The sequence below is a fragment of the Streptomyces sp. DI166 genome (genome assembly GCF_900091315.1).
Taxonomy (GTDB): Bacteria; Actinomycetota; Actinomycetes; order Streptomycetales; family Streptomycetaceae; genus Streptomyces; species Streptomyces fuscus.
Genome location: NZ_FLSP01000014.1, coordinates 99,270 through 114,029, shown reverse-complemented (window position 1 = coordinate 114,029; position 14,760 = coordinate 99,270). Strand labels below are relative to the sequence as shown.

At 71.0% G+C, this 14,760-nt stretch carries 11 protein-coding genes; 6 read left to right on the top strand and 5 right to left on the bottom strand.

The genetic code is table 11. The annotated features are described in order from the left end of the window. Positions 1–126: 126 nt before the first annotated feature. Genes GA0115233_RS09945 through GA0115233_RS09935 form a run of 3 tightly spaced genes read right to left on the bottom strand, consistent with a single transcriptional unit; the run spans position 127 to position 3,543 of the window. Positions 127–1,011: an aromatase/cyclase gene (locus GA0115233_RS09945; RefSeq protein ID WP_093719773.1), complete on the bottom strand. Its 885-nt coding sequence runs from the start codon at positions 1,009–1,011 to the stop codon at positions 127–129. A 49-nt stretch (positions 1,012–1,060) separates the two neighbouring features. Then, the gene (locus GA0115233_RS09940; RefSeq protein WP_093719772.1) at positions 1,061–2,287 is read right to left on the bottom strand and encodes a beta-ketoacyl synthase N-terminal-like domain-containing protein; all 1,227 of its coding nucleotides are present in this window, start codon (positions 2,285–2,287) and stop codon (positions 1,061–1,063) included. Then, entirely contained in the window at positions 2,284–3,543 is a 1,260-nt protein-coding gene (locus tag GA0115233_RS09935; RefSeq protein WP_093719771.1) for a beta-ketoacyl-[acyl-carrier-protein] synthase family protein, read from the bottom strand. The genes GA0115233_RS09940 and GA0115233_RS09935 overlap by 4 nt, the downstream gene beginning before the upstream one ends. Before the next feature lie 252 nt (positions 3,544–3,795). Between GA0115233_RS09935 and GA0115233_RS09930 the strand changes: the two genes are divergently transcribed. The 6 genes from GA0115233_RS09930 to GA0115233_RS09905 all read left to right on the top strand — a co-directional run bounded on the left by GA0115233_RS09930 (position 3,796) and on the right by GA0115233_RS09905 (position 11,141). Next, positions 3,796–5,634, top strand: a complete 1,839-nt coding sequence (locus GA0115233_RS09930) for a 2-oxoacid:acceptor oxidoreductase subunit alpha (RefSeq protein WP_255310124.1) — start codon at positions 3,796–3,798, stop codon at positions 5,632–5,634. Beyond that, positions 5,624–6,637, top strand: coding sequence for a 2-oxoacid:ferredoxin oxidoreductase subunit beta (locus GA0115233_RS09925; protein WP_093719769.1), 1,014 nt, complete (start codon positions 5,624–5,626; stop codon positions 6,635–6,637). Before GA0115233_RS09930 ends, GA0115233_RS09925 begins: the two co-directional genes overlap by 11 nt. A gap of 76 nt (positions 6,638–6,713) precedes the next feature. Further along, positions 6,714–7,985, top strand: a complete 1,272-nt coding sequence (locus GA0115233_RS09920; protein ID WP_255310122.1) for a cation:proton antiporter — start codon at positions 6,714–6,716, stop codon at positions 7,983–7,985. A 20-nt stretch (positions 7,986–8,005) separates the two neighbouring features. Then, positions 8,006–9,142 carry an acyl-CoA dehydrogenase family protein gene (locus GA0115233_RS09915; protein ID WP_093719767.1) on the top strand — a complete coding sequence of 379 codons (1,137 nt, stop codon included), beginning with the start codon at positions 8,006–8,008 and terminating at the stop codon, positions 9,140–9,142. Further along, a complete protein-coding gene (locus tag GA0115233_RS09910; protein WP_093719766.1) occupies positions 9,139–10,620 on the top strand; it encodes an amino acid adenylation domain-containing protein in 1,482 nt (493 codons plus the stop codon). Before GA0115233_RS09915 ends, GA0115233_RS09910 begins: the two co-directional genes overlap by 4 nt. Next, positions 10,620–11,141, top strand: coding sequence for a flavin reductase family protein (locus GA0115233_RS09905; RefSeq protein WP_093719784.1), 522 nt, complete (start codon positions 10,620–10,622; stop codon positions 11,139–11,141). Before GA0115233_RS09910 ends, GA0115233_RS09905 begins: the two co-directional genes overlap by 1 nt. A gap of 134 nt (positions 11,142–11,275) precedes the next feature. On the opposite strand, the gene GA0115233_RS09900 is transcribed toward GA0115233_RS09905, so the two are convergent. Further along, positions 11,276–12,955: an NAD(P)/FAD-dependent oxidoreductase gene (locus GA0115233_RS09900; RefSeq protein WP_093719765.1), complete on the bottom strand. Its 1,680-nt coding sequence runs from the start codon at positions 12,953–12,955 to the stop codon at positions 11,276–11,278. Between the two features lie 77 nt (positions 12,956–13,032). After that, positions 13,033–14,712 carry an NAD(P)/FAD-dependent oxidoreductase gene (locus tag GA0115233_RS09895; RefSeq protein WP_255310121.1) on the bottom strand — a complete coding sequence of 560 codons (1,680 nt, stop codon included), beginning with the start codon at positions 14,710–14,712 and terminating at the stop codon, positions 13,033–13,035. Positions 14,713–14,760 lie beyond the last annotated feature (48 nt).

Genomic DNA, 14,760 nt, shown 5'->3' with positions numbered 1-14,760 from the left:
GGAATCGCTCGTGTCGCCCGTGCGGCAGGCAGGTGCTGAGCCGCGCGGGAGATCCCTCGCGCCGGGCCGTGCGGCGGGCGGGTGCCCGGGCGTGCGGCAGGCGGGTGCCGGGCACGTGGCCCCCGGCTACGGTCTGCGGGTTTCCGTGAAGTCCTTTGCTCGGCGCAGGGTCGCTCTGCTGGTGGCGCCGAGTGTGTTGCGTACCGTCTCGCGGGACTTGGGGTCGGCGAGGATCACCGAGTGGCGGGAGGCGGCGAGGGTCGTGCCGTCCGGGAGGCGGGTGAGCCGCCACTCGCCGGTGTGGGCCACCAGGACGGTCGGGGTGCGGAGCTGTTTGTAGGCGATGCTGCCGGACTCGGGCCTGCACACCCGGACCGACTCTCCAGGGTGCGCGGTGCCGTCGGTGCCGCGGGTCTCCGTGACCAGCCGCTGGATGCCCCCGGGCTGCTCGGTGAGCTCCAACGACGCCACGTGCGGCAGCCGTTCGGGCCAGCGGTCGGCGGCGTACAGGAAGTCGTAGACGGCCTCCGGGGGCGCGGCGATGCGCAGGCTGTCCTCGAAGGAGTACGGCGCCCTGGGGTTCTCGGCGGCGATCCGCAGCCCGGCGAGTTCGGCGGGGCTGTTCTGGTGCAGGGCGTGCAGGACGACGTGCTCGTCGCTCAACGCCTCGAACTCGTGGTGCAGTTCGAGCAGGGTCTGCCCGTCGCCGAGGTCCTTGGCCAGCCAGCGCCCGCTCATCGAGGCGAGCGGCGCGGCGGGTTCCGGTTGCCGGAAGTCGACGCTGAGGGAGTGGGTGTCGAGTGTTCGCTCGGAGACCCAGCTCTTGACCTCCTCCCCCGCGAACGCCCAGAGGCGGATCCGCTCCCGTCCCTCGCCGCGCGGGGGATCCTCGACGTACTCGGCGTGCACGCACGGTTCGAACATCAACGGCCACACGGTCACATCGGCGATCAGCGCGTGCACCGCTTTCGCGGGCGCCGCGATCCGAGTGGTGTGAACGGTGTTCGCCATGCGGGTCCCCTCGATGGTCGTGGACGGTCACTGAGTTGCGGACGGAGCGTCACTTCACCACGACGGCAGCGGAGTTGAATCCCCCGTGCCCCCGCGCCAGCACCAGCGCCGCCCGCGGATCCGCCGGCCGGGGAGCCGTGGTCACCAGGTCCAGGTGCCAGCCGTCCTTCGGGCGGTCCACGTGGGCCGCGGGCGGGATGACACCCTCGCGCAGGGACAGCACGGCCGCGGCCAGGTCCAGGGCCGAGCCGCCCGCGCCGATGCGGCCCGTCATGGTCTTGGGGACGGACACCGGGACGCCGTACGGGCCGAAGAGGTCGGCGATGACCTCCGCCTCGGCCTCGTCCAGCTCCGGTACGCCCGAGGCGTCGGCGAAGACCACGTCGATGTCGTCGGGGAGCAGTCCCGCGTCCTCCAGGGCGAGGCTCGCCGCGCGGCCCAGGTTGCCGGGGCCCGTCGGGGGGTCGAAGGCTGCGGCGTACCCGGCGATCTCGCCCAGGATCTCCGCGCCCCGCTCCTCCGCGGCGGACCGTTCCTCCAGTACGACGTAGGCGGCGCCCTCGCCGGGCACGTACCCGGAGGCGTCGTGGTGGAAGGGCAGGTAGGCCCGGTCCGGGCGGCTGTGCGGGCTGACCCGGCCGGTGGCGAGGTGACCGGCCCAGCCCAGCGGGCACAGCGCCGCGTCGGAGCCCCCGGCCAGCAGCACCCGCGCCCCGTCGCCGAGCCGCCGCCGGGCCTGCCCCACCGCGTCCAGTCCCCCGCACTGCTCGGTGACGAGGGTGCCGCTGGTGCCGCGCAGTCCGTGCCGGATGGAGACCTGGCCGGTGCAGGCGGCGTAGAACCAGGCGAAGGACTGGTACGCGCTGACGCTGTCGCTGCCGGTGCGCCACAGGGCGCTCATCTCGTGCTGCCCGAACTCGTAGCCGCCGGCCGAGCTGGCGGTGTACACGCCGGTGCCGTACTCCCCCAGCTCCGCGCGGTCGACGTCGGCGTCGTCGAGGGCCTCGGCGGCGGCGGCGAGCGCGAGCCGGGTGAAGCGGGCGGTCTGCGGCAACAGCCTGCTGGGCAGGTGCTGTTCGGCCACGAAGGAGGTCACCTCACCGGCGACCGGCACCCGGTTGACGGGCGCGTCGCGCGCCGGGCGCAGGGCGCTCACGCCGCGCAGGGTGGCCTGCCACCAGGCGCGGGCGCCCACGCCGTTGGGGGCGACGACACCGAGTCCGGTGACGGCGGCGCGCGCCCGGTCGGGCCGTACCGGCGAGGGGTCGGGGCTCATTCGGGCTTCCTCAGGACGAGGGCGCTCTGCAGGCCCCCGAAGCCGCTGCCCACGCTGAGTACGGTCCTGAGGGGCTGAGCCCGCGCGGTCAAGGGTACGTAGTCGAGGTCGCATTCCGGGTCCGGGGTGTGAAGGTTCGCGGTGGGCGGGACGGCTCCGTGCTCCAGGGCCAGCGCGCAGGCGGCCGCCTCCAGCGAGCCGATGGCGCCGAGCGAGTGGCCGATCATCGACTTGATCGAGCTGACCGGCACGTCGTAGGCGTGCGAACCGAGGCTCAGCTTCAGCGCGTTGGTCTCGTGCACATCGTTCTGCCGGGTGCCGGAGCCGTGCGCGTTGACGTAGTCGACGGCGTCGGCGGGCAGCCGGGCCTCGTCGAGGGCGGCGCCGACGGCGGCGGCCAGTTCGGTGCCGTCGGGGCGCAGCCCGGTCATGTGGTAGGCGTTGCCGCGGGTGGCGAACCCGGCGATCTCGGCGTACACATGGGCGCCGCGGCGGCGGGCGTGTTCCCTCTCCTCCAGGACGAGGACCGCGCCGCCCTCGCCGAGCACGAATCCGTCGCGGTTGAGGTCGAAGGGGCGGCACGCCTCGGCGGGGTCGTCGCCGTCGTAGGGCGTGGTGGCCTTGATGGCGTCGAAGGAGGCGGCGGTGATGGCGCACACGGGTGCCTCCGCCGCGCCGGCGAGCATCACGTCGGCCGAGCCCTCGGCGATGATCCCGGCGGCGTGCCCGAGGGCGTCGAGGCCGGAGGTGCAGCCGGTGGAGACCAGCGCGACCGGCCCCTGCGCGGCGACGGTCCAGGCGACCTCGCGGGCGAGCGCGCTGGGCACCGTGTAGTCGTACAGGTGGGGTACGGCGTAGTCGGTGTCGGTGCGCCATTCCCGGCCCTCGTCGCTGAGCAGCGGGTAGGCCCGGTCGAGGCTGGTGGCGGCGCCGACCGCGCTGCCGATGGCGACGCCGGTGCGCTGCGGGTCGAGGCCGCCGAGCGCGAGGCCGCTGTCGGCGACCGCCTCCCAGGCACTGACCACGGCGAACTGCGCCGAGCGGTCCATGCGGTGGATCTCCCGGGCTCCGAGTCCGGCCGCCGCGGGATCGAAGTCGACCTCGGCGGCGACGCGGGAGCGGTAGCCGGAGGCGTCGAAGAAGGTGATGTGCCGGGTCGCGGCCCGGCCGCCGGTGAGCAGCGCCCAGTAGTCCTTGGTGCCGATGCCACCGGGGGCGACCACACCCAGCCCTGTGATCACTGCGCGTCGGGTCATGCCGGGATGGTCGGTGCGCGCGCTCAAGCTGCGGTGGAGCGATGCCCGACCTGGCCGAGGGACGTCGGTTGACACAACTTCCCCGGTGCACCGCTTCTTGACCACCCCTCTAGGCGACGTACCCAAACTGCAACCGCCCAGGGCACCCCCCGAGAGAGAGGTAGAGGCTCGGTGACTGCAGCTCCTCACCCCAGCACCCATCCACCGGCGGCCTCGGAGGCTTCCGCGGAGACCTCCTCGCGGACCGAGCGGCTGTCGCGTGTGGTCATCCGGTTCGCGGGCGACTCCGGAGACGGCATGCAGCTGACGGGTGACCGGTTCACGTCGGAGACGGCGTCGTTCGGCAACGACCTGTCGACGCTGCCGAACTTCCCCGCCGAGATCCGCGCCCCCGCCGGAACCCTGGGCGGGGTCTCCTCCTTCCAGCTGCACTTCGCGGACCACGACATCCTCACGCCCGGCGACGCCGTGGACGTGCTGGTGGCGATGAACCCGGCGGCTCTGAAGGCCAATCTGGCGGACCTGCGTCCGGGCGGTGAACTCCTCGTCAACAGCGACGAGTTCGACTCGCGTGCGCTGACGAAGGCCGGGTACGACGCCTCGCCGCTGGACGACGACTCCCTCCAGGGCTACCGGCTCCACCCGGTGCCGCTGACCAGCCTGACGGTGGAGGCACTGAAGGAGTTCGGGCTCAGCCGCAAGGAGGCGCAGCGCGCGAAGAACATGTTCGCGCTGGGCCTGCTGTCGTGGATGTACCACCGGCCCACCGAGGGCACGGAGAAGTTCCTGAAGTCGAAGTTCGCCAAGAAGCCGGAGATCGCGGCGGCCAACATCGCCGCGTTCAAGGCCGGCTGGAACTTCGGCGAGACCACGGAGGACTTCGCGGTCTCCTACGAGATCGCCCCGGCCGCGGACACCTTCCCGTCCGGCACCTACCGCAACATCTCCGGCAACCTCGCCCTGTCCTACGGGCTGCTGACCGCCGCCCGGCAGGCCGATCTGCCGCTGTTCCTGGGCTCGTACCCGATCACCCCGGCCTCGGACATCCTGCACGAGCTGTCCAAGCACAAGAACTTCGGTGTGCGGACCTTCCAGGCCGAGGACGAGATCGCGGCGGCGGGCGCGGCGCTCGGCGCGGCCTTCGGCGGCTCGCTGGCGGTGACCTCCAACTCCGGGCCCGGAATGGCGCTCAAGAGCGAGACCATCGGCCTCGCGGTCGCCCTGGAACTGCCGATGGTCATCGTCGACATCCAGCGCGGCGGCCCCTCGACCGGTCTGCCGACCAAGACCGAGCAGGCCGACCTGCTGCAGACGATGTACGGCCGCAACGGCGAGGCGCCGGTGCCGATCGTCGCCCCGCGCACCCCGGCCGACTGCTTCGACGCGGCGCTGGAGGCGGTGCGCATCGCGCTCACCTACCGCACGCCGGTCTACCTGCTCTCCGACGGCTACCTGGCCAACGGTACGGAGCCGTGGCGGATCCCGGAGCTGCACGAACTGCCGGACCTGCGGGTGAACTTCGCCGACGGACCCAACCACACCCTCGATGACGGCACCGAGGTCTTCTGGCCGTACAAGCGGGACCCGCTGACCCTGGCCCGCCCGTGGGCGATCCCGGGCACGCCGGGTCTGGAGCACCGTATCGGCGGCATCGAGAAGCAGGACGGCTCCGGCAGCATCTCCTACGACCCCGCCAACCACGACTTCATGGTCCGCACCCGGCAGGCCAAGGTCGACGGGGTGTGGGTGCCGGACGTCGAGGTCGACGACCCGCACGGGGCGAACACGCTGGTGCTGGGCTGGGGTTCGACGTACGGGCCGGTCACGGCCGCCGTGCGCCGGCTGCGGAGGGCCGGGGAGCGGATCGCGCAGGCGCACCTGCGCCACGTCAGCCCCTTCCCGCGCAACCTCGGCGAGGTGCTCGGCCGCTACGAGCGGGTCGTGGTGCCCGAGATGAACCTCGGCCAGCTCGCCACCCTGCTGCGCGCCCGCTACCTCGTCGACGTGCACAGCCACACCCAGGTCAGCGGCATGCCGTTCAAGGCCGAGCAACTCGCCGCGGTGCTGAAGGAGGAGATCCATGCGGCTTGAACTGTCGGCCCGTGACTTCAAGTCCGACCAGGAGGTGCGCTGGTGCCCCGGGTGCGGTGACTACGCGATCCTCTCCGCGGTGCAGGGCTTCATGCCCGAACTCGGGGTGGCGCGGGAGAACATCGTCTTCATCTCCGGGATCGGCTGCTCCTCGCGCTTCCCGTACTACATGAACACCTACGGGATGCACTCCATCCACGGCCGCGCCCCCGCCATCGCGACGGGCCTGGCGGTGAGCCGGCCGGATCTGAGCGTGTGGGTGGTCACCGGTGACGGCGACGCGCTGTCCATCGGCGGCAACCACCTGATCCACGCCCTGCGGCGGAACGTGAACCTGAAGATCCTGCTGTTCAACAACCGGATCTACGGGCTCACCAAGGGCCAGTACAGCCCCACTTCGGAGCTCGGCAAGATCACCAAGTCGACGCCGATGGGCTCGCTGGACGCGCCCTTCAACCCGGTCTCCCTCGCCCTCGGCGCGGAGGCGTCCTTCGTGGCGCGGACCGTGGACTCCGACCGCAAGCACCTCACCGAGGTGCTGCGCGCCGCGCACCGGCACCCCGGCACCGCCCTGGTGGAGATCTACCAGAACTGCAACATCTTCAACGACGGCGCCTTCGAGGTCCTCAAGGACCGGCAGCAGGCGCAGGAGTCGGTGATCCGGCTGGAGCACGGCAGGCCGGTCCGCTTCGGGGCCGACGGTGCCAAGGGCGTCGTACGGGACCGGGCGACGGGCGAGCTGAAGGTGGTCGAGGTGACCCCGCAGAACGAGGCCGACGTCCTCGTCCACGACGCGCACGCCGCCTCCCCCACCACCGCCTTCGCGCTGTCCCGGCTCGCCGACCCGCAGACCCTGCACCACACGCCGATCGGTGTCTTCCGGGATGTCGAACGGCCCGTCTACGACACCACGATGGCCGACCAGCTGGAGGCAGCCGTCGAGCAGCACGGCAAGGGCGACCTCGCCGCCGTCCTGGCCGGAACCGACACATGGAGCCGCTGATCCGCTCCCGACCCGCACGGCCCTTTCGTAAGGAGACCCAGTGAGCTCTGCCGCTGCCGCACACTCCGAATGGTTGATGACAACCGTGATCGGCGGCATCGCGCTGGCGCTGCTGGTGGGCGTCGGCTTCGCGGCCGCCGCGCGCCGGATCCGCCAGCCCGCGGTCGTCGGTGAGATCGCCGCGGGCATCTGTCTCGGTCCGAGTCTGCTCGGGCTGCTGCCCGGCGACCTGCCGGAGAAGTTCTTCCCCGACGAGGCGCGGGCCCACCTGGGCACCGCGGCCCAGATCGGGCTGATCCTGTTCATGTTCGTCATCGGCTGGGAGTTCGACGGCACCAGCTTCAGCGGCCGCCGCAAGTCCACCGGCATCATCTGGCTGAGCTCGATCGCCTGCCCGCTGGCCCTCGGCATGGGCCTCGCCGCACTGATTTACGGCACGTACGGCACGGTGAACGGCAAAGAGACCGGGATGTTCGAGTTCACGCTGTACCTGGGCGTGGCGATGTCGATCACCGCGTTCCCGGTGCTGGCCCGGATCGTCGCCGACCAGGGGCTGCAGTTCAGCCGGGCCGGCGCGCTGTCGCTGGCGCTGGCCGCCGCCGACGACGTGCTCGCCTGGTGCATGCTCGCCCTGGTGGTGGCGCTGGTGACGGCCACCGGCACGGGCGCCTTCGTCACGATGCTGCTGTGGTCGCTGGTGTACGTGGCGGGCATGCTGTGGATCGTCAAGCCGGCGCTGCGCAAGGTGACGGACCGGCTGCCGCTGACACCGGGCCCGCAGATCATGGTGATCGCCGCCTGCGGTGCCTTCGGCTCGGCCTGGCTGACCTCCGAGATCGGTATCCACGCCATCTTCGGCGCCTTCTTCTTCGGTCTGGTCATGCCACGCGACCGCCGTCTGATGCAGTCGGCCTTCGGGCCGATGGAGAGCGCCAGCAAACTGCTGCTGCCGCTGTTCTTCGTGGTCACGGGCCTGTCCGTGGACCTCACCACGATCACCGGGCAGGGCCTGCTGGTGATGCTGGCGGTCATCGCGGTCGCCTGTGTCGGCAAGCTCGGCGGGGTGGCGATCCCGGCCAGGCTGACGGGGATGAACTGGCGCGACGCCACCGTGCTCGGGCTGCTGATGAACACCCGCGGTCTGACCGAGCTGGTGATCCTCAACGTGGGCCTGCAACTGGGGCTGCTCACCGTGGAGTTGTTCAGCGCCATGGTGATCATGGCGCTGGTCACCACCGCGATGGCGGCGCCCCTGCTGTCCGCCCTGCTGGCCCGCCAGAACGAGCGCGCCCACGAGGAACTGCTGAAATCCCGGCCCGCGGTCTCCGCGATCTCTTCCCCAAAATAGTCGAAAGGCAGGCACGCGCCATGGACTTCGCCTGGACCGAGGAACAGCGGCAGGCATACGACGACACGCTGGCCGCCGTACGCGAGGCGTTCCCGCCGAGTGACGGCACGGCCGAGTACTACCACCGCGGAGACTGGAAGACGCTCGGGCAGCTCGGACTGCTGGGGCTGTCCGTTCCGACCGAGTACGGCGGCGGCGGGCTGGGCGCCGTGGACACCGCCCGGCAGGTGGAGGCCCTCGGCCGCGGCTGCGACCGCACCGGGCTGGTCTTCGGCGCCTCCGCACACCTGTTCGCCTGCTCGATGCCGATCGTCGACTTCGGCTCCCCGGCGGTCAAGTCCCGGGTGCTGCCCGGGATGTGCACCGGTGAGCTGATCGCGGGCAACGCGATGACCGAGGACGAGGCCGGTTCGGACGTCTCCAAGCTGGCCACGGTCGCCGAGCGCACCGACGGCGGCTGGATCCTCAACGGCGAGAAGAGCTTCGTCACCAACGGCCCGGCCGCCGATGTGTTCACCACGTACGCGACGACCGACCCCAAGGCGGGCTATCTCGGTGTCACCGGGTTCGTGGTCGAGCGCGGCGCGCCCGGACTGACCATCGGGGAGCCCTTCGACAAGATGGGCATGTCCCAAGTACCGGCCGGGCGGCTGACGTTCGAGAACTGCTTCGTGCCGGACGACCAGGTACTCGGCGAGGAGGGCCAGGGCGGCTTCATCTTCCAGCACTCCATGGGCTGGGAGCGGTGCTGTCTGTTCGCCGGGTTCCTCGGGCTCTCCGACCGGCTGCTGGACCGGGCCGTGGAGCAGGCCCGCACCCGTAAGCAGTCGGGGCGCCGGATCTCCCGTTTCCAGGCCGTCTCGCACCGGATCGCGGACATGAAGCTGCGTACCGAGAGCGCCCGGCTGCTGCTGTACCGGGCCGCCTGGGAGATGGACCGGGGCGGCCCGGCGACCCTGTGGATCGCCCTGTCCAAGCTGGCCGTCTCGGAGGGCGTGATCACCACCGCGCTGGACACGGTCCGGCTCTTCGGCGGACGCGGCTATCTGCGCTCCGAGGGCATCGAGGCCGCGCTGCGCGACGCGGTGCCCTCCGTCATCTTCTCCGGCACGTCGGACATCCAGCGCGACATCATCTCCAGGGAGCTGGGACTATGAGCACCAACGTCAGCCTGCACCGCCTGCTGTACGACTCCGCCCGGCGCTATCCGTACTCGGTGGCGGTGCACGGGGCGGACGGCCCCATCGACTACCGCAAGCTCGACCGGCTCGCCGACCGGTACGCCGCGGCCCTGCGGGAGAGCGGGGTGGGAGTCGGCGACCGCGTGATCATATGGAGCCACAAGAGCGTCGACGCCATCGCCGTGATGCAGGGCGCGCTGCGCATCGGCGCCCTGTACGTGCCGGTCACCGGCTCCAACCCGCCCGCCCGGGTGGCGCGGATCGCGGCCGGCTGCGAACCCAAGCTGGTGGTGGCCGACCCGGGCGGCGTGGAGCGGGCCGGGGCGGCCGGGTTCGACGCGGCGCCGCTGGCCGGTTTCGAGGAGCTGCGCGGCCGGGCCGAGGAGGGCGCGCGCCCGACCCACTACAAGAACGAGCCGGACGACCCGGCGTACATCCTCTACACCTCGGGCTCCACCGGTGAGCCCAAGGGCGTGATGATCAGCCACCGCAACGCGCTGGCGTTCGTGGACTGGGCGGTGGAGGAGCTGCAGCTCACCGTCTCCGACCGGCTGTCCAACCACGCGCCGTTCAACTTCGACCTGTCCGTCTTCGACCTGTACGGCGCCTTCGCCGCCGGCGCCTCGGTGCACCTGGTGCCCGAGGAACTGGCGTACGCGCCGGTGCAGTTGGCGGAGTTCATGCGGCAGCGGCTGATCACCGTCTGGTACTCGGTGCCGTCCGCGATCAGCCTGATGATGCGTGAGGGCGGCCTGCTGGACGGGCCCCCGCCGTCGTCGCTGCGGGTCTGTCTGTTCGCCGGCGAGCCGTTCGCCATCCACCACGTCCAGGAGCTGCGCAAGGCCTGGCCGGGGGTGCGGCTGCTGAACTGGTACGGCCCCACCGAGACCAATGTGTGCACCTCCTACGAGGTGACCGAGGCCGACCTGGAGCGGGAGTCGCCGCTGCCGATCGGCAAGGCCTGCTCCGGTGACACCGTCACGCTGGACGGCGTGGAGAACGGTGAGGGCGAGGTCGTCGTCACCGGTCCGACGGTGATGCTGGGCTACTGGGGGCGCGGCCCCCACGAGGGCCCGTACCGCACGGGCGACATCGCCCGCCTGGACGCGGACGGGAACCTGGAGTACGTCGGTCGCCGCGACCACATGGTCAAGGTCCGCGGCAACCGGATCGAGCTGGGCGAGATCGAGGCGGCCATCGGCACCCTCGAATCCGTCGCCGAGGTGACGGTTCTGGTGATCGGCACCGGCCTCACGTCCCAACTGCACGCGGTCGTCGTCCCGTCGCCGGGGCAGCGGCCCTCCCTGCTCGCCATCAAACGCCGTTGTGCGGAAAGGTTGCCCACCTATATGAACATCGACCGTTTGCACATCGCCGAGGACCTGCCGAGGACACCGAACGGCAAGCTGCACCGTGCCGCGCTGGTGACGGCCGTTGAGGCGGGTGAGCTGTGATGCAGACCGCCATGCCCACGCTGGCCCCGTCCGTCGACATCCAGCTGTTCCGTACCGTCATGGCCTCGCTGGCCAGTGGTGTCTCCATCGTGACCACCCTGGACAAGGAGGACGAGCCGCGCGGGCTGACCTGCTCCGCGGTGTGCAGTGTCTCCGTGGACCCGCCGCTGCTGCTGGCCAGCGTCAGCAACCGCAGCGGCACCCTGCGCGCGGTGCTGGACCGGGCGCAGTTCTCCGTCAACATCCTCGGTTCGCAGGGCCAGATGGCGTCCCAGCTGTTCGCCTCCGGCGCCCAGGACAAGTTCGAGCGGGTCCGCTGGACGCCGGGCCCGGTGACCGGGACGCCGCTGCTGGCGGTCACGGTCGGGCACGCGGAGTGCGAACTGCACGACGCGGTGGAGGCCGGCGACCACACCCTGCTGATCGGCCGGGTGGTGGGCGGCGACAGCGCGGAGGGGCGGTTCCCGCTCACCTACTGGCGGGGCAGCTACGCCCGGCTGCTGCCGTCCTCGGCGGCCTGACCCACCGAGCAGCACCTCCAGAACCCGGCGTGGCCCCACCCACGCCGGGTTCTGGTGTGTGCGGCACCCGCGTTGGACACGGCAAAAGGACGGTGCCGCCGCGGGCAGCGGCGGCACCGTCCTGAGCGGGTGTCTCAGCGCGAGGACGCCGAGGTGACCGAGGTGACGTTGTCCCGGGTGAGCAGGCGGCGGAAGTCCGCGGGGGCCGCGGTCTTGACCCACCACAGCATCTTCAGCCGCTTGGGGATGGTGAAGTGGTAGACGCGGGCGTCCGGGTCGCCGAAGGCGTACAGCGGCGGGATGAACTTCTCCCGGCGCAGCTCCGCGAAGATGCTCTCCGCCGCCGGGCTCGGCCGCAGGTCGCCCGAGCCGACCCGCTCGATGGTCTTCAAGGACCGGTCGATGACCCCGCGCAGGCCCTCGGGGACGTGGAACCAGATGCCGCCCAGCTCGAAGCGCTCCACGGCCGACCAGTCCCGCCCCGCGCTCGACTCGCAGTCCAGCCGGGCCCGCTTGAGCGAGAGGTCGGCGAGGATCTGCCAGAGCAGCCAGACCCGCGAGAAGGCGTTGTACAGCTGGAAGTCCTGGGCGGCGGTCCGGGCGCAGGCCAGCCAGCGGTCGTTGAAGGCGGCCAGCTCGTCCTGGAAGGCGGCCACCTTGGCGAACGGGGCGACGGAGAAGTCGTCGCGGCGCACGGCCGGGACGAGCACCCCGGCCAGCGCGTGCACGACCTCGGTGGCCATGGTGACGTCGCGGGAGAGGAACAGGTCGTTGCGGGAGGCGGTGCGCTCCAGCGCGAACCAGCGGTCCCCGTAGGTCTTCGCGGCGGTGCGCTGCCACAGCGGGGCGCTGGTCCACGGGCGGACCGCGGTCGCGGAGGCGAACTGCTTGTCCATATCGGGGAATTGCTCGACTACCGTGCGGAACGCCTTCTCCGGGTCGTCCGGAAGGTGGCCCCAGCGGTCGGGGTCGAGGCTGAGGGTGACTCCGGTGGCCGGGTTGGCGCCGCCGGGGTGGTTGTCGAAGCGGACCAGCTGGATCCAGCCGCCGTCGAAGAGGTGGTGGACGGTGCCCTCGGACCAGGCGGTGGCCTTCGGGTACTCGGCGACCGGCCGCACGTCCTCGAAGGGGGTCACGCCGGTCATGTGGGTGGCGATGACGCGGGAGCGCAGTTTCAGCCGCGGCTCGGGGTCGTCGCCGCCGTTGCGGGCCACCAGGAAGGAGCCGGGTCCGCTGACGTCGACCAGGTAACGGGCCTTCCACACATGCCCGTCGGTGGTCTCGACGCGCGCCCCGTCCTCCTCGGTCCAGGCGTCGGTGGCGTGCACCCCGTGCGGCAGGATCGCGGCGCCGTAGCGGTGGGCGATGCGCAGGGTGTACGCGTCGACGGTGCGCCGCTCCAGGTGCCATTCGGCGTGCTCGCCGGGCACGTTGAACTGGATGCTCTCCTCGGGGCTCTGCGGCCGGCCGACCCGGTGGTAGAGGAAGCCGAGGCTCTTCTTGACGCCGCTGTCGCGCCGTACGTCCGCCGGCAGGTCCGGGAACAGGCCGAAGGCGGCGATCTCCGGGATGTCGAAGCGCTTGGCCAGCAGCAGGAACACCTCGGCCGTGTAGGGCACGGTGGTCTCGCCGGACGGCTCGCTGCGGTCCTCGGCACCGGGCACCACCAGCACCCGTACGCCCTGCCGGGCCAGGACGGCGGCGAGCAGGCCGCCGGCCATGGTGCCCCCGAGTACCGCGACGTCGTACCTCTCCCGGAAATCCGCGGGAGGAGCCGCGCGGTCGCCGTCGGGGGCGGTTCGGTTGATCTTCATGGGTTCAACTCCCCTCGGTTCTCTCCCTGGACACACGCATGGGCGCCGGTCCCGTGGGACCGGCGCCCCGCGCGCGGTCAGAAGATGCGCTTGCCGCGCAGCTTCGCCTTGACGGCCTCCCGCCCGTTGCCCGTCATCATCCGCTTGACCACCGGGTCAGCCTCGGTGTGCAGCCAACGGGCGGTCTTCAGGATGGTCTTGGGGCCGGGGATCATGAAGCGCAGCTTGCGCTCGGAGAAGCCGAAGTTCTTCGGCACGAAGTTCACGCTCTGCAGCTGTTCGTAGATCGTGTCGGCGGCCTCGCGGGCGGTGATCTTCCCCGCCTCGTACTCGTCCACCTGCCCGATCATCAGGTCGTACAGATCCTTGAAGCCGTCGTGGTCCGGCCAGTACAGGCCGAGGTGCGGGGCCTTCTCCAGGTCCTTGAAGTGCTGCTCGTTGCCGTCCTTGAAGTACTTGAACAGGCCCTCGGACAGCCGGTAGGTGCCCGCGTTGGCGCCCCAGGCCCACATCCGGTAGACGGCGGTCCACAGGTCGTAGTCGCTCCAGGAGATGAAGGAGGCGTTGACCAGGGAGTCGTTGTAGTCGAACAGGCCCTGCTGCATGCGGTCGACGTAGTCGAAGCGCTCGCGGGAGAAGTCACCGTCCTTGACGGCCTCCAGCAGCCGCCAGGTGAGGCTGTTGATGGCCTCGGCGGTGTTGGACAGGCCGCGCGAGTACAGCGGGTCGAGGAAGCCGGCCGCGTGCGAGAGCAGGAACCAACGGTCGCCGGCGCACTGGCGCGAGGAGTACTGGAGGCGGTCGGTGGAGACCCAGTTGCGCACCGCCTTGGCGCCCTCGTACTGGCGGGCGATGTCCGGGAAGCGGGAGGCGTAGGAGAAGAACTCCTCCTCCGGCGTCATGTCCGCGGACTTGGGGTACTTGCGCGGGTCGAGGGTGAGGCCGACGCTGCACAGCGGGTTGCGGGACCACTCGTGGTTGTCGAAGCCGATCACCCAGAACCAGCCGCGCTCGAACATGTGGTGCACGGTGCCCTGGTACCACGGGGAGGGCGGGGTGTCCTCCTTGCTGCGGTGGGTGAACAGGTCGTCGGTGCGCCGCACGTTGGTCATGTGGTTCCACATGGACCGCGAGTGGTGCTTGAACCGGCAGGGGTCCTCGCGCAGGTTGAACTTGTCCGCGAGCGGGGACCGGTAGCCGCTGGCGTCGACGACGTAGCGGGCGCGGTACTGCTCGCCCCCGGCGGTGGAGAGGGTGACCCCGCTGTCGTCGAAGTCGATGTCGGAGACCCGGAAGTTCTGCCGCGCGTGGGCGCCGTACTTCAGGGCCGTGTGGAACATGTAGAGGTCGGTGTCCTGCCGGTACAGGTGGCTCGCCTCGTGCAGCAGGCCGGGCGTGCCGAACTGGTTGACCTCCTGGGGGTCCTGCTCCTGGCCCTCGTGGTGGAGCAGGAAGCTGAAGTGCTTCTTCACCCCGAACTTGGGGCCGAGCACCTTGGTGCTGTTGGTGAAGGTGGCCAGCGTCTTGATCTCGGGCACGTCGTAGCGCTCGGCTATCGTGCGCAGGCACACCAGGGTGTACGGGATGGTCGACTCGCCGATCGCGAAGCGCGGGTGGGCCGAGGCGTCCAGGAGCAGGACCTTGACGCCGTTGCGGGCCAGGATCGCGGCGAGCATGGAGCCGGCGATGCCGGACCCCAGGATCGCCACGTCGTACACCGGCTCCGGGCCGCTGACCAGGGCGGGGCTGTCGGACACGGGGAACTCCTCAGGCTTGTCGGGCTGCTGGTCTCGGGATCCGGGGGG

What these genes read in the sequence shown, in the direction of transcription:
- GA0115233_RS09945 (WP_093719773.1), bottom strand. Translation starts at nt 1,011, where the DNA reads ATGGCGAACACCGTTCACACCACTCGGATCGCGGCGCCCGCGAAAGCG.
- GA0115233_RS09935 (WP_093719771.1), bottom strand. Translation starts at nt 3,543, where the DNA reads ATGACCCGACGCGCAGTGATCACAGGGCTGGGTGTGGTCGCCCCCGGT.
- GA0115233_RS09940 (WP_093719772.1), bottom strand. Translation starts at nt 2,287, where the DNA reads ATGAGCCCCGACCCCTCGCCGGTACGGCCCGACCGGGCGCGCGCCGCC.
- GA0115233_RS09905 (WP_093719784.1), top strand. Translation starts at nt 10,620, where the DNA reads ATGCAGACCGCCATGCCCACGCTGGCCCCGTCCGTCGACATCCAGCTG.
- GA0115233_RS09920 (WP_255310122.1), top strand. Translation starts at nt 6,714, where the DNA reads ATGACAACCGTGATCGGCGGCATCGCGCTGGCGCTGCTGGTGGGCGTC.
- GA0115233_RS09910 (WP_093719766.1), top strand. Translation starts at nt 9,139, where the DNA reads ATGAGCACCAACGTCAGCCTGCACCGCCTGCTGTACGACTCCGCCCGG.
- GA0115233_RS09915 (WP_093719767.1), top strand. Translation starts at nt 8,006, where the DNA reads ATGGACTTCGCCTGGACCGAGGAACAGCGGCAGGCATACGACGACACG.
- GA0115233_RS09900 (WP_093719765.1), bottom strand. Translation starts at nt 12,955, where the DNA reads ATGAAGATCAACCGAACCGCCCCCGACGGCGACCGCGCGGCTCCTCCC.
- GA0115233_RS09925 (WP_093719769.1), top strand. Translation starts at nt 5,624, where the DNA reads ATGCGGCTTGAACTGTCGGCCCGTGACTTCAAGTCCGACCAGGAGGTG.